Source organism: Caballeronia sp. LZ024 (assembly GCF_031451455.1).
Classification (GTDB): Bacteria; Pseudomonadota; Gammaproteobacteria; order Burkholderiales; family Burkholderiaceae; genus Caballeronia; species Caballeronia telluris.
Genome location: NZ_JARUXL010000001.1, coordinates 131,646 through 145,701 on the forward strand (window position 1 = coordinate 131,646; position 14,056 = coordinate 145,701).

Genomic DNA, 14,056 nt, shown 5'->3' on the forward strand with positions numbered 1-14,056 from the left:
TTCTATTCCTCTTCCGATTTGGCGAGGTAAAGCGCCCGCGCATACAGCGCGTTGCGCGGCGCTCCGGTGAGCGTGGCCGCGAGCCGCGCCGCGCTGCTCACCGACAACTCCTCCAGCAGCGTCGACAGCAACGCGTCGTGGGCGTTATCCGCGGCGGCCTGCTGCGGCGCGCCTTCCACCACCAGGACGAATTCCCCGCGCTGACGGTTCGGATCGCCGGCGAGCCACGTTGGCCCTTCGGCCAGGGTGCATCGATGCAGGCTCTCATGTAACTTCGTCAGCTCCCGGGCGATCAGCAACTGCCGTTCGCCGCCGAGCGCATCGGCGAGCGCCTGCACCGTCTCGACGATACGATGCGGCGCCTCGTAGAAAACGAGCGCGCCCGGCTGCGTCGCGAACGACTGAAGCTGCGTCGCGCGTTGTTTCGGCTTGGCCGCGAGAAAGCCGATGAACGTGAACGTCTGCACCCACGCGCCGGCTGCGCAGAGCGCGGTCGTGAGCGCGCTCGCGCCCGGCAGCGGGATCACGGGAAATCCGGCTTCGCGCACGGCATCGACGAGCTTGGCGCCCGGATCGGAGATGCCCGGCGTGCCCGCGTCCGACACGCACGCGATGCGCTCGCCATTGCGCAGATGCTCGATCACGCGCTCGGCGGCGCTGCGCTCGTTGTGCTCGTGCACGGCGATCGACGGCTTCGAGATGCCATAGCGCGAGAGCAGTTGCGCCGTGTTGCGCGTGTCTTCGGCGGCGACGCGGTCGACGAGTCCGAGCACGTGAAGCGCGCGCAGGGTGATGTCGGCGACGTTGCCGATCGGCGTCGCGACGACGTAGAGCGCGCCCGCCGGATAGTGCTGACCTTGTGCGAGGTCGGTCAGATGGTGCGTCATGAGGGTTACGTTCGAGGGAGAACGTCATTGTGCCATGTGGCTCAGGGCGGCCCGCGCGGGTTTCGCGTGCCGCCGTGGCCGCACAACTTTTGCGGAGGAGCCGTGTCCAAATCGGTCGGCGATGCTTTCGAAACGCACGCGCTCGTCTATCTTCAACGGCAACGCATGCGGCTCGTGGCCCGTAACGTCGTGTGTCGCGGTGGCGAGATCGATCTCGTGATGCGCGATCGCGACGGTGCGCTCGTGTTCGTCGAAGTACGTGCGCGCAAGAGCCGGCAATTCGCCGATGCCGCCGCGAGCATCGGCACACGCAAGCGCGCGCGACTGATCCGCGCGGCGCAGCACTATCTGAGCGCGTGGCGGGGCGAACTGCCGCCGTGCCGCTTCGATGTCGTCGCGTTCGATACGGGGCGCATCGTGTGGCTCGCCGATGCGTTTCGCGCCGACGACGCCTGAACGACTGCCCGCGTGCATGCATGCGGTAAACTGCGCGGAGCCTGAATCTCCTGCCGACGTCGAGCGCGCCGCTCTCGAACGTCGCACGCAACGAACCGCCGCGCGCGACGCGGCACAACTCAAGACTCGATGTCCGTCGAACGCATTCAACAGCATTTCCGCGACAGCGCGGCAATCAAACTCGAAGCACTCGAAACGCTGGCGGTCCCGATCGCGGCCGCCGTCGATGCGCTGTTCGGCGCGCTCGCCAACGGCTCGAAGATTCTCGTGTGCGGCAACGGCGGGTCCGCCGCGCATGCGCAGCAATTCGCGGCGGGGCTCATCGGCCGCTTCGAACGCGAGCGCCCGGGCCTGCCGGCGATCGCGCTCACGACCGACTCGTCGATCCTGACCGCCGTCGGCAACGACTACGCGTTCGAAGAGATCTTCTCGAAACAGGTCCGCGCGCTCGGCCAGGCGGGCGACGTGTTGCTCGCGATCAGCACGTCGGGGAATTCCGTCAACGTGCTTGCGGCGATCCAGGAAGCGCACGAGCGCGAGATGATCGTGATCGCGCTGACGGGCAAGGGCGGCGGCGTGGTCGCAGAGGTGCTCGGGGAAACCGATATCCCTATTTGCGTGCCGTCGGAGCGCACGGCGCGCGTTCAGGAAGTGCATCTGCTGACCATCCATTGCCTGTGCGACGGCATTGACGCGATGCTGTTGGGCGAAGACTGACAGGCCTCACCCAGATTCATTAAGACTGACCAACCAAGGGGAACGGATTTGATGAACAAGACCCGCGTCAAGACGACGCTTGCGCGCGCCACGCTGATGGCGAGCCTGCTGGCCGGCGCCGCACTGACGCTGCAGGGATGTCCGCTGCTGGTGGTCGGCGGCGTGGCGGGCGGCGCGCTCGTCGCGACGGACCGTCGCACGCTCGGCGCGCAGACCGAGGATCGCGAGATCCAGGTCAAGGCGACGACGCAGATCAACCAGAACCTGCCTGACCAGGCGCACGTCAACGTGACTGTGTTCAATCGTCGCGTGCTGCTGACGGGCGAAGTGCCCGACGAGGCGTCGAAGCAGAAGGCGGAAGAAGTCGCGCGCGGCATCAACAACGTGGGCGGTATCGTGAACGAACTGGCCGTGCAGGGCGCGAGTTCGATTTCGTCGCGTGCCAACGATTCGTATCTCGAAGGCCGGGTGAAGACCGCGATGGTCGGCGAGAAGGATCTGTCGGCGAACTTCTACAAGGTCGTGTGCGAGCGCGGAGTCGTGTACCTGATGGGGCTCGTCACGCCGGACGAAGGCGCGCATGGCGCCGATGTCGCGGCGCGCGTGCCGGGCGTCGAGCAGGTCGTTAAGGTGTTCCAGTACATCAAGCCCGAAGAGGCCTCGGCGCTGAATGCGGCGGCGGCGTCGGGCACAAGCGCGGCGAGCGCCGCGGCGCCGGTTCAGACCGAGCCGACGGTCGGCGCTGTGCCGGATTCGTCGGTGAGTTCGCGTCCGCTCGAGCAGCAGGCGCCGGCACCCGTCAAGAACTCGGACGTGCATCCGGGCAATCCGACGAAGCCCGCGACCAAATGATGCGGGCGCGTTCGATGATGTGCGCCGGCCTGGTCGGCGCGTTGGTCTCTGGTGTGGCGGGTACGCCGGCGTGGGCCGCGGACCAGCCGGTCGCGGCCGCCGATGCGACTGCGATCGCCCGCAGGAACGCCTGCATGGGCTGCCACGCGGTGGATCGGAAGCTCGTCGGGCCGTCGTTTCAGCAGATCGCCGAGAAGTACAAGGGCGACGCGTCGGCGCCGGCCAAGCTCGCGCTGAAGGTGAAGAACGGAGGCGCGGGCGTGTGGGGCGCGATTCCGATGCCGTCGCATCCCGCAATGAACAGTGCGGATATTCAGACGGTGGTGAGCTGGGTACTGGCGGGCGCGCCTTCGAAGTGAGGGCGCATATTCGGGTCCTGACCGCTTGTCAGACCATGCGGCGGCTGTGCTAGAATCGAAATTCGTTGGGGGGGTAGCTCAGCTGGGAGAGCGTCGCGTTCGCAATGCGAAGGTCGGGAGTTCGATCCTCCTCCTCTCCACCACGAATTCACAAAGAAGCGCACGACATCACAAGATGCCGTGCGCTTTTTGCTTTTCGGTCTCCGACGCCGATGTCCCTCGGTGCGCTTGCCACCGGCTCCCAAACCGATCCGCTTCGCCATCTCGCCCGAACCGACCGCGTAAAAAAAAAACCGCTCAGCGCCGGGTGGCAGTGAGCGGACAAGATCGGAGAGTTACAACGACAACATGCGCATACATGGAATGCGCATGCAAAAAGCATACGTGGCCCCGTCGCGCCGTCCCATACGTATTCTCCTAAAAAAATGAAAGCCTTATGCAGGCTGCCTTTCACCCTCGTTTCGGCACATATTTCCCGCCTCGCATTCCCATCATTCAACGCTTAAGAATCCGCCTAATAAAGCCGTAAAGCGTCTGTGCGCGATACAGAATTCGCCAGAACCATCCGATTCAATTCGTCGAATCCATCGGCGGGCGTCGGATCATGGGAGAGAGCAATGAAATGGTTTGACCGGCTGTCCGTGATGAACAAGCTGTTGCTGTCGTTCGCGGTCGTCATCGTGATTACGGCGTGCGTCGGCGGGACGGGCGTGCTGGCCCTCTCGAAGATGCACGCGCTCACCGAGGAAATCGGCGCGCGCCATCTCGACGGCGTCTTCTGGGTCGAGGAAGCGAACAAGCACAAACTGAACACGGACCTCGCCGCCGCCAACCTCACGTTCGCCGACGACGCCGGCAAGGAAAAGCTCAAGCAGAACATGGCGGCATCGCTCACGAGCATGCACCGCGCGCTCGAGAACACCCGCGCGACGATCCTCTCCGCCGACGGCATCGCCCTCTACGACGCCGCCATCAAGCGCGCAGCCGCCTGGGAAGACACCGTGCAGATGCAGATCGGCACGAAGCCGATGCCCGTCTCGCTCGACCAGATGGGCCTGATCCAGCAGGCGATCGCCGCGAGCGAGGAAACGCGCGGCGCGTTCGAGCGTCTCGCCGAATTCAAGCGCAGCCGCGCCACGGCCGCGCAGCAGGCATCGACGGCCGAATACGAATCGATGCGCCTCGTGCTCGTGTCGCTCGTGCTCGGCTCGATCGTCGCCGCGGGTTTGCTCGCGACGCTGATCGCCCGGCGCCTCTCCGCGCAGCTCGGCGGCGAGCCGGGGTACGCGGCGCAGATCGCGGACCGGATCGCGTCCGGCGACCTCGCGACGCGTGTCGCGCTGCGCGAAGGCGACAGCCACAGCATGCTGCACAGCCTCGCGGGCATGAGCGTGAAACTCGCGGACATCGTCGGCGGGATCCGGCAGTCGAGCGACTCGATCCTGCTCGCCTCGCGCGAAATCGCGCAGGGCAACGTCGATCTTTCGCAGCGCACCGAGGAACAGGCGGCGTCGCTGGAGGAAACGGCGTCGAGCATGGAGGAGCTCACCTCGACCGTGCGCCAGAACGCGGAAAGCGCCGAGCAGGCGAGTGGCCTTGCGCGCGGGGCGTCGGAAGTGTCCGCGAAGGGGAGCGAACTGGTCGGCGATGTCGTCGAGACGATGCGCGATCTGGCCGCCGGCTCCAAGCGCATGACCGACATCATCGCCGTGATCGAAGGCATCGCGTTCCAGACCAACATCCTGGCGCTCAACGCGGCCGTCGAAGCGGCGCGCGCGGGCGAAGAAGGACGCGGCTTCGCGGTCGTCGCGGGCGAGGTGCGTTCGCTCGCGCAGCGGAGCGCGCTGTCGGCGAAGGAAATCAAGGAGCTGATCGAGACGTCGACGTCGCGCGTGGACAGCGGCGCGGAACTCGCCGAGCGCGCCGGTCTCACGATGGCCGAGGTCACGCAGGCGGTGCAGCGCGTGACCGACATCATGGAGCAGATCTCGGCGGCGTCGCTCGAACAGAGCACGGGCATCGAGCAGGTGAACCGCGCGGTCGCGCAAATGGACCAGGTGACGCAGCAGAACGCGGCGCTCGTCGAGCAGGCCGCCGCCGCAGCCGGCGCGATGGCCGATCAGGCCGAGCAACTGAAAGGCGCGGTCGCGGTGTTCGAGCTGGAGCGGGCGAAGTAAAGCCCGCTAAGTAAAGCACGCCGATCGGCCAGCTTGTCAGCGCGAGATGCACTCCGTACACTCGCGCCTAATTTCCAAGACAAGCCCGCGACGAGCGCGCCGGACGGCCGTGCCTCGTCGCCGAAAACCGAGAAGGAGTGCGCCCATGTCCGATTCCTACTTTCCGCGCTGGCGGACCCAGCCGAGCGCGGACGCGGGACGCGTCGTCGCGCCCGACGAGCGGCTGCCGTGGCCGCAGATGTTCGCGATGGGCGTCCAGCACGTCGTCGCGATGTTCGGCTCGACGGTGCTCGCGCCGCTCCTGATGGGCTTCGATCCGAACCTCTGCATCTTCATGTCGGGCATTGGCACGCTGCTGTTCTTCGTGCTGGTCGGCGGGCGCGTGCCGAGCTATCTCGGCTCGAGCTTTGCGTTCATCGGGCTCGTCATCGCGGTGACGGGCTACGGCGGGCAAGGCCCAAACATGAACATCCCGCTTGCGCTCGGCGGGATTATCGCGTGCGGTGTGCTGTACGCAATCATCGGACTGATCGTTGCGGCAATCGGCACGAAATGGATCGAAACGCTGATGCCGCCGGTCGTAACAGGCGCGATCGTCGCGGTGATCGGGCTGAATCTCGCGCCCATCGCCGTGAAGGGCGTGAGCGGCAGCAACTTCGATTCGTGGATGGCGCTCGTGACCGTGCTCTGCGTCGGCGGCGTGGCAGTGTTCGCGCGCGGCATGGCGCAGCGGCTCCTGATCCTGATCGGCCTCGCCATCGCCTACGTGATCTACGCGGTGCTCACGAACGGCATGGGCATGGGCGGCAAGCCGATCGACTTCTCGATCGTCGCGAACGCCGCGTGGTTCGGCATGCCGCACTTCACGGCGCCCGTCTTCGACGGCCAGGCGATGACGCTCCTCGCGCCCATCGCGATCATCCTCGTCGCGGAAAATCTCGGGCACATCAAGGCGGTCGGCGCGATGACGGGGCAGAGCCTCGATCGCTACATCGGCCGGGCGTTCATCGGCGACGGCCTCGCGACCATCGCGTCGGGTTTCGCGGGCGGAACGGGCGTCACGACCTACGCCGAAAACATCGGCGTGATGGCCGTCACGAAAATCTACTCGACGCTCGTCTTCGTGATCGCGGCAGTGATCGCGATCGTGCTCGGCTTCTCGCCGAAGTTCGGCGCGGTGATCCAGACGATTCCCGGGCCGGTGCTGGGCGGCGTGTCGATCGTGGTGTTCGGGCTGATCGCGGTGACGGGCGCGCGCATCTGGGTCGTCAACAAGGTCGATTTCTCCGACAACCGTAATCTGATCGTCGCGGCCGTGACGCTCGTGCTCGGTGCTGGCGACTTCACGCTGAAGCTCGGCGGGTTCGCGCTCGGCGGCATCGGCACCGCGACGTTCGGCGCGATCATCCTCTATGCGCTCTTGCGCCGGCGCGGCTCGGGCGTGGTTTGAGGCGCGGCGCGCGGGGCGCGTCGTTTGATTTCGATGCGCTTGCGCAGAAGCGCAGGTGCATCCCGAAGCGCCTCTACCCGCGCGCTCCACGTTTGCGCGTGACGATCGCCGTCTCCGACAAGTCGATCTCGCGCATCAGCTTGTTCAGTGTTTCGTCGTTGATCGTCTGGTCGGCGCGCATCTTCAGCAACTCCACGCGCTCGGCCCTGAGCGCCGACATCTTCAGCTTCGTCTCCACCACTTCGCTCTGCCGCGCGGCCTTGCGCGACGACTCCTCCTCGCCGTAAGCCTCCAGCCGCCGCCGATAGAGGTTCATCACGCGCGCGGTCGTATCCGCGCAACGCGCCGAACCCGCTTCGTCCATTTCGTTCGTCAGCCTTTCGTGCGTATCGTCGATGGCGCGGATCGCGGCCTGTGCGGCGCGAACCCGTGCGACGCGCTCCTCGGCCGCATTCGGATTGCGTCCGCGCGCGAGCCCGCGCAAGAGCACCGGCAAGCCGACGACCGCCACCAGCAAGGACACGAGAATCGCCCCCGACGCGATGAAAATCGCGAGATCGCGGCCGGGCAGCGGCGTCCCGTCGCCGAGCGTGACGGGTAGCGCGAGCACGCCCGCGAGCGTCACCGCGCCGCGCACGCCGCCGACCGTCGTCACGGCGAGCGTGCGCGCGCCGCCTGCCGCGGCGCTTTCGATGCCCTGCTTCGCGGCGCCTCGGCTCGCGAACCAGCGTAGCAGGTACACCCACACGAAGCGCAGTGCGTAGAGCACGACCATCACGGCCGCCACGTAGCCGAGCAACAGGCCCACCTGCTGGTTGCCGTCGTGATGCGCCTCGATCAGCGCCCGTCCGAGGATGTGCGGAAACTGCAGCCCGAGCAGGATGAACACCATGCCGTTGAAGACGAATTCGATCATCGTCCAGGTGCTCGTCATGCGCACGCGCACGACCGTCGGAATGCCTTCGCGCAGGCTCTGGATGTTCATCACCATGCCCGCCGAGACCGCCGCGAGAATGCCCGAGCAGCCGGCGTGCTCCGCGATCAGGTAGGCGGCGAACGGAATCAGCAGCGTGAGGACGACGCCGGCGGCGGGGTCGTCGTCTTCGGAAAACTTCAGGAGCCGAGACGGAATCTCGGTGACGATCCAGCTAATCGCCGCGCCGATCGCCAACCCGCCCGCCGCGATGACGACGAAGCTCACGGCCGCGTCGCGCAACGAAAACACGCCGGTGAGCGCGGCCGCGATCGCGAACTTCAGGGCGACGAGGCCGGACGCGTCGTTCATCAGCGCCTCGCCTTCGAGGATGTGCATCAGGTTCGCCGGAATCTTGCCGCGCCCGGCGATGCCGGTCAGCGCGACGGCGTCAGTCGGCGAGAGCACGGCGGCAAGCGCGAACGCGACGGGCAGCGGCATCGCCGGAATCATTGCGTGCAGGAAGTAGCCGAGCGCGCCGACCGTGATGAAAACGAGCCCGAGCGCGAGCATCAGGATCGCGCGACGCTGCATGAAGAGTTCGCGTTTCGGAATGCGCCAGCCGTCCGCGAAAAGCAGCGGCGGAATGAAAAGCAGCAGGAAGATATCCGGATCGAACGTGACGTGCAGCCCGAAACCCGGCCACGCGAGCAGCGCGCCGAGCGCGATCTGAATCAGCGGCAACGGCAGCTTGAATGGCAGCAGGCTCAGGCCGACGCCCGACAGCGCGACCACGAGCAACAGGATCAGAACGGTAAAGACGATTTCCATGTTTTTTTGAGAATCCACGCGACGCACGCATGGAAGTCGGACGATCCTGCGTCTAGGATTATTTTTGAGACAAGCGCGAAGTTTAGCCCGACCCAGCGCCATCCCGCGCGATTCGCGACGGCGTAGGCGCCCGCGTTTCGTCCGACCGATTGCACCCGGCTGGTGCGCACCGCCCGCGTGCCTGCGCGGCGATGGCGTCCTCTCGCGCGTCGCCGGTGCAAAAAGCCGACAAAACCACGCTGGTCCGCGAGCACGGAGCTTGCTTTACCGAAAGCCACGGGACGCCATGATCCCCGAATAGATCAAAGAGGGCCGTTGCATGAACAGCGAATCGGTGGAAACGGGCGCGCGTCGGGGCAAAGGCCCGGTTGCAGGCGAAAGGCCCGGCAGGATGCTCGTCGCGAAAGCCCGGCGGGGGCTCTGGTGGGTTCTTCAGACCCGGATGCAGGCGAGGATGCAGAGATGGTGATCGCCAACCCCGAGAAAACGACGATCTCCGCGCGCAATTTCGAACTGAGCGTGTCCTCCGGGTTTGACCGCTACTCGGTCGACCACGGGGAACTGACGCTCTCCAGCGTCTTCCAGCCGGTGTTCAGCCTTTCGCATATGCGCGCGGTCGGATACGAAGGGCTTCTGCGCGCGCACGACACGCTCGATCGGCCGGTGTCGCCGCTCGACGTGTTCGGACAGGCGGCGCGCGTCGGCGAGGCATTGCAGATCGACCGGCTCTCGCAGGCGCTGCATCTCGAAAACTTCAAGATGCTCGGCGCGCAAACCGAGTGGCTCTTTCTGAACGTGCATCCGGGCGCGCTGACCGAGCCGTATCACGCCGCCGCGCTGCTCGCGAACCTCAAGCGCCTGAAGATCGAGCCGCGCCGGGTCGTGCTGGAGGTGCTCGAGCAGCGCGCGGAAGACATCGAGCGTCTCGCCGAGGCCGTGCAGCAATTCCGCGAGCACGGTTTCCTGATCGCGCTCGACGACTTCGGCGCCGGTCATTCGAACATCGAACGCATCTGGCAGCTCGATCCCGATCTCGTGAAGCTCGACCGCGTGATGCTCTCGCACGCCGGGCACAACGTCCACGCGGCCGCGACGGCGCGCTCTGCCAAGCAGCGGCGCAACATGGAAGCGGTGCTGTCGGGGATCGTTTCGTTACTGCACGAGGCGGGCAAGCTGGTGCTGATCGAAGGCGTGGAGACGGAACACGAAGCGCAACTCGCGCTCGCGAGCGGTGCGGACTTCGTGCAGGGTTTTTTCTTCGCGCGCCCCAGCCCCGGTCTCGCCGACGGCGTGCAGGCGCAGACGATCATCAGCGAACTGACCGAGCGGTATCGACTGCAGACGGAAGCGCGCGAACGGCGCGTCGCGACGCGGCTCCAGCCGTATGTGCGCGCGTTCGAGCGCGCGGCCGAGCGGCTCGCCGCCGGCGAGCCGCTGGAAGAGGTGGTCTGGAATTTCCTCGCGCTCGATAACGCCGCGCGCTGCTTCCTGCTCGACCAGAACGGCCGTCAGGCGGGCCGCAACGTCGTGCTGCGCGCCGATCGCGCGGCGCACGAGGCGCGCTTCATGCCGCTCGTCGATGCGCAGGGCGCGAACTGGCTGCGCCGGCCGTATTTCCGCGCGGCGCTCGGCGACCCCGAACGCGTGCACGTCACGACGCCGTATCTGTCGATCAACGAGGCGCTGCCGTGCGTGACGCTCTCGGTGGAGACGCGCGCGGGCGGCAAACGCTGCGTGCTGTGCGGCGATATCGACTGGCTCGCGGAGGACGAGGAAGAGTAGGCGACGATGCCTACTTCGCGACCACGACGGGAATGCCCTTGAGGCTCGCCGCGCCCTTCATCTCGTCGAGCGACGCGCGCACGGCCGCGCCCGTCGCTGCTTCGATGCCGAGCGTCTCGGCCAGATCGCGCTCGCGGCGCTTCACCATCGCGAGGTTCGCAAGCTTCACATGACCGTAGCCGCGCACGCGCTCGAACAACGCGGCGAGCGCTTCGACGTCTTTCGCGTTATCCGCGGTCAGTGCGCGCAAAGCGCGTGACATCGTCGTTTCGAAGTCGTCGGCGAGTTCACGTTCCATGCGTCGTTCGAGCGTCTTGCCGAACGGATCGAGCATGCCGCCGCGCAGCGCCCGGAATTTCGCCATCGTGCCGAGCACCGGCCATAGCCACTGGCCGAATGTCATCTTGCGCGGCGCGCCGCCGTTCTTCGCCTTCGACAACACCGGCGGTGCGAGATTGAACTTCACCGCGAAATCCTGGCCCGCCGTGCCTTCGAACTGCGCTTCGAGCGCTGCGCGGAAAGCCGGATCGGCGTGCAGGCGCGCGACTTCGTATTCGTCCTTCACCGCGAGCAGCTTGTAGAACGTCGTCGCGACCGCGCGCGTGATCGCGTCGTTGTGCGACGCCGCCGCGGCGTTCACCAGCTTGCGATACCGCTCCACGTACTTCGCGCCGCCGTATTCCGCGAGACGCCGCTCGCGATCCGAGATCAGCGCGGGCAACGGCATCGCGTTCATGTCGATGCGCGGCACGTGCGCCGTCTTGCGCAGCGCGTCGAGCGCCGGAAGATCGGCGGCGGCAAGCCGCCCGATCGCGAACGCGAGCTTGTTCATCGGCACGGCGACGTTGTTCAGTTCGATCGCGCGCATCATCGCCGCGAGCGACACGGGCACGAGCCCGAGTTGCCAGGTGTAACCGAGCATCAGGATGTTCGCGCCGATCGTATCGCCGAGGAAACGCGTCGCGATCGACTGCGCGTCGCAGGTCTGCATGCGCTCGGCGCCCGCCGCGTGCGCCATCTTGTCGAGAAGCGCGTCGGCGTGCAGGTTCGCGTCGGGGTTCGTCACGAAGCTCGCGTTCGGAATCGCGTGCGTGTTCACGACGATCCGCGTGCGCCCGTGACGCACGGTCTGCAACGCGTCCGCGCTCGCGCCGACGACCATGTCGCAGGCGAGCAGCACGTCGGCCTGCTGGGTGTCGATGCGCACCTGATTCAAGAGCGCGTCGGTCGCGGCGAAGCGCACGAACGACAGCACCGAGCCGCCCTTTTGCGCGAAGCCCATGAAATCGAGCACGGAAGCGCTCTTGCCTTCGAGGTGCGCCGCCATGCTGATGAGCGCGCCAACCGTCACGACGCCCGTGCCGCCGACTCCGGTAATCAGGATGTCGTAGGGCGCGTTGTCGAGATGCAGGGTCGGCATCGCCAGCGCATCGACGCGGCGCGCGAGTTCATCGGGATCGAACGCGTTGCCGGCCGCTTTTTTCAGCTTGGCGCCTTCGAGCGTGACGAAGCTCGGGCAGAAGCCGTTGACGCACGAATAGTCCTTGTTGCACGACGACTGGTCGATGCGGCGCTTGCGCCCGAGTTCCGTTTCGACCGGCTCGACCGACAGGCAATTCGACTGCACGCCGCAATCGCCGCAGCCTTCGCAGACGGCTTCGTTGATGAAGAGACGCTTGTCCGGATCGGGAAACTCGCCTTTCTTCCGCCGACGACGCTTTTCCGCCGCGCACGTCTGGTCGTAGATCAACACGGTGACGCCCGGCGTGTCGCGCAGGCGCCGCTGCACGGCGTCGAGTTCGCCGCGGTGATGGAACGTCGTGCCGCGCGGGAACTCGTCCTCGTGGCCTTCGTACTTTTCCGGTTCGTCGCTGACCACGACGAGCAACGCGACGCCTTCGGCTTCCACTTGGCGCGCAATCTGCGGCACGGAAATGCTGCCGTCGACCGGCTGGCCGCCCGTCATCGCGACGGCGTCGTTGTAGAGAATCTTGTAGGTGATGTTCGCTTTCGCCGCGACCGCCTGGCGGATCGCGAGAATGCCCGAGTGGAAATAGGTGCCGTCGCCGAGATTCTGGAAGACGTGCGGCGTCTTCGTGAACATCGAATGCGACGCCCAGTCCACGCCTTCGCCGCCCATCTGAATCAGGCCGGTGGTGTCGCGCTCCATCCACGACGCCATGAAGTGGCAGCCGATGCCCGCCTGCGCGACCGAGCCTTCCGGCACCTTCGTCGACGTGTTGTGCGGGCAGCCTGAGCAGAAGTACGGCGTGCGTTTCACCGAATCGGCGACGTTCGAGAGAATCTGCGGCGCGACGAGATCGACCACTTTCTCGCGGCGATCGAGCGCCGGCTTGTGGCGCGCGAGCCAGTCGGCGAAGACCGGCAGCACGCGCGACGGCCGCAGTTCGCCAAGCGACGACAGCAGCATCGCGCCATCCTGCGCCGCCTTGCCGATCACGACGGGCCGCGCGCCTGAGCTGCGGTTGTAGAGATGATCCTTGATCTGCTGCTCGATGACCGGACCCTTTTCCTCGATCACGAGCACTTCCGACAGCCCTTCGACAAACGTATCGAGCCGCGTCATTTCGAGCGGAAACGACAGCCCGACCTTGTAGATGCGCACGCCAGCGCTTTCCAGATCCTCGACCGTCAACTCCAGCCGGCGCAGCGCTTCCATCAGGTCCAGATGCGCCTTGCCGCACGTCACGATACCCACGTTCGCGTGCGCGCTCGGCGCGATCCACTTGTCGATGCTGTTTGCGCGCGCGAAGTGGCGCACGGCGTCGAGCTTGGCCGCGAGGCGCGCTTCGATCGTGAGGCTCGGCAGGTCGGGCCAGCGGTTGTGCAGGCCGCCCGCGGGCGCGACGAAATCCGCCGGCGCTTTCCACGACGTCGCAATCGCATCGAGATCGACGGTCGAGCCGGATTCCACCGTCTCCGAGATCGCCTTGAAGCCGACCCACGCGCCCGAAAAGCGCGACAGCGCCCAGCCGTACAGGCCGAATTCGAGCATGTCCGCGATATTCGACGGATTCACGACCGGCATGCTCCACGCGATCATCGCCTGATCGCTCTGATGCGGCATCGACGACGACACGCAGCCGTGGTCGTCGCCCGCGACGACCAGCACGCCGCCGTGCGGCGACGAGCCGTAGGCGTTGCCGTGCTTGAGCGCATCGCCCGCGCGATCGACGCCCGGGCCCTTGCCGTACCACATCGCGAACACGCCATCGACGGTGCGTTCTTCGTCCGATTCCACCCGCTGCGTGCCGAGCACGGCGGTGCCGCCGAGTTCCTCGTTGATCGCGGGCAGAAAGCGCACGTCATGCGACGCGAGCAGTTTCTTCGCCTTCCACAACTGCTGGTCGACCATGCCGAGCGGCGAACCGCGATAGCCGCTGATGAAACCCGCCGTGTTCAGGTTCGCGGCGCGGTCGAGTTCGCGCTGCATCAAGACGAGCCGAACGAGCGCCTGCGTGCCGGTCAGAAAAATGCGGCCGCGCGTGGCCGAGAGGTTGTCGGTGAGCTTGTAGTCGGACAGGGCGGGCGTCAGGCCGCCTTGAGAATCGTCCTGCGTGTTCTGGATCGCATCGAGGGGAACGCGCGCGTTCATGAAGTCTCCGGCGTTG

Annotated in this window: 10 protein-coding genes and 1 tRNA gene; 8 read left to right on the forward strand and 3 right to left on the reverse strand. The window is 66.3% G+C overall.

The genetic code is table 11. The features are described from left to right. Positions 1-2: 2 nt before the first annotated feature. The gene (rsmI, locus tag QCE48_RS00595) at positions 3-887 is read right to left on the reverse strand and encodes a 16S rRNA (cytidine(1402)-2'-O)-methyltransferase (protein ID WP_309786715.1); all 885 of its coding nucleotides are present in this window, start codon (positions 885-887) and stop codon (positions 3-5) included. On the opposite strand from rsmI, the gene QCE48_RS00600 reads away from it, so the two are divergent. The 7 genes from QCE48_RS00600 (at position 876) to QCE48_RS00630 (ending at position 6,898) form a co-directional block, all read left to right on the forward strand. After that, a complete protein-coding gene (locus QCE48_RS00600; RefSeq protein ID WP_309786714.1) occupies positions 876-1,343 on the forward strand; it encodes a YraN family protein in 468 nt (155 codons plus the stop codon). The two genes, rsmI and QCE48_RS00600, sit on opposite strands and share 12 nt — an antisense overlap. A 129-nt stretch (positions 1,344-1,472) precedes the next feature. Next, on the forward strand, positions 1,473-2,060 hold the full coding sequence (locus tag QCE48_RS00605) for a phosphoheptose isomerase (RefSeq protein ID WP_309786713.1): 588 nt from the start codon (positions 1,473-1,475) through the stop codon (positions 2,058-2,060). A gap of 51 nt (positions 2,061-2,111) precedes the next feature. Next, entirely contained in the window at positions 2,112-2,912 is an 801-nt protein-coding gene (locus QCE48_RS00610; RefSeq protein ID WP_309786712.1) for a BON domain-containing protein, read from the forward strand. Further along, positions 2,909-3,271: a c-type cytochrome gene (locus tag QCE48_RS00615; RefSeq protein ID WP_404983008.1), complete on the forward strand. Its 363-nt coding sequence runs from the start codon at positions 2,909-2,911 to the stop codon at positions 3,269-3,271. Before QCE48_RS00610 ends, QCE48_RS00615 begins: the two co-directional genes overlap by 4 nt. Before the next feature lie 67 nt (positions 3,272-3,338). Beyond that, positions 3,339-3,414: transfer RNA gene (locus QCE48_RS00620), tRNA-Ala, on the forward strand. A gap of 474 nt (positions 3,415-3,888) precedes the next feature. Next, complete coding sequence (locus QCE48_RS00625; RefSeq protein ID WP_309786709.1) at positions 3,889-5,448, forward strand: methyl-accepting chemotaxis protein; 1,560 nt, start codon at positions 3,889-3,891, stop codon at positions 5,446-5,448. 145 nt (positions 5,449-5,593) lie between these two features. After that, entirely contained in the window at positions 5,594-6,898 is a 1,305-nt protein-coding gene (locus QCE48_RS00630) for a solute carrier family 23 protein (RefSeq protein WP_309786708.1), read from the forward strand. Positions 6,899-6,971: 73 nt separating this feature from the next. On the opposite strand, the gene QCE48_RS00635 is transcribed toward QCE48_RS00630, so the two are convergent. Beyond that, positions 6,972-8,642: a Na+/H+ antiporter gene (locus tag QCE48_RS00635; protein WP_309786707.1), complete on the reverse strand. Its 1,671-nt coding sequence runs from the start codon at positions 8,640-8,642 to the stop codon at positions 6,972-6,974. A 462-nt stretch (positions 8,643-9,104) separates the two neighbouring features. Between QCE48_RS00635 and QCE48_RS00640 the strand changes: the two genes are divergently transcribed. Then, entirely contained in the window at positions 9,105-10,424 is a 1,320-nt protein-coding gene (locus QCE48_RS00640; RefSeq protein ID WP_309786706.1) for an EAL domain-containing protein, read from the forward strand. A 10-nt stretch (positions 10,425-10,434) separates the two neighbouring features. Here the strand turns inward: QCE48_RS00640 and QCE48_RS00645 are convergent, their stop codons facing one another. Continuing rightward, complete coding sequence (locus tag QCE48_RS00645) at positions 10,435-14,040, reverse strand: indolepyruvate ferredoxin oxidoreductase family protein (protein ID WP_309786705.1); 3,606 nt, start codon at positions 14,038-14,040, stop codon at positions 10,435-10,437. Between the last annotated feature and the right edge of the window lie 16 nt (positions 14,041-14,056).

Coding starts and splice junctions, on each gene's coding strand:
- rsmI (WP_309786715.1), bottom strand. CDS start 887: ATGACGCACCATCTGACCGACCTCGCACAAGGTCAGCACTATCCGGCG.
- QCE48_RS00630 (WP_309786708.1), top strand. CDS start 5,594: ATGTCCGATTCCTACTTTCCGCGCTGGCGGACCCAGCCGAGCGCGGAC.
- QCE48_RS00625 (WP_309786709.1), top strand. CDS start 3,889: ATGAAATGGTTTGACCGGCTGTCCGTGATGAACAAGCTGTTGCTGTCG.
- QCE48_RS00600 (WP_309786714.1), top strand. CDS start 876: ATGGTGCGTCATGAGGGTTACGTTCGAGGGAGAACGTCATTGTGCCAT.
- QCE48_RS00645 (WP_309786705.1), bottom strand. CDS start 14,040: ATGAACGCGCGCGTTCCCCTCGATGCGATCCAGAACACGCAGGACGAT.
- QCE48_RS00635 (WP_309786707.1), bottom strand. CDS start 8,642: ATGGAAATCGTCTTTACCGTTCTGATCCTGTTGCTCGTGGTCGCGCTG.
- QCE48_RS00605 (WP_309786713.1), top strand. CDS start 1,473: ATGTCCGTCGAACGCATTCAACAGCATTTCCGCGACAGCGCGGCAATC.
- QCE48_RS00610 (WP_309786712.1), top strand. CDS start 2,112: ATGAACAAGACCCGCGTCAAGACGACGCTTGCGCGCGCCACGCTGATG.
- QCE48_RS00615 (WP_404983008.1), top strand. CDS start 2,909: ATGATGCGGGCGCGTTCGATGATGTGCGCCGGCCTGGTCGGCGCGTTG.
- QCE48_RS00640 (WP_309786706.1), top strand. CDS start 9,105: ATGGTGATCGCCAACCCCGAGAAAACGACGATCTCCGCGCGCAATTTC.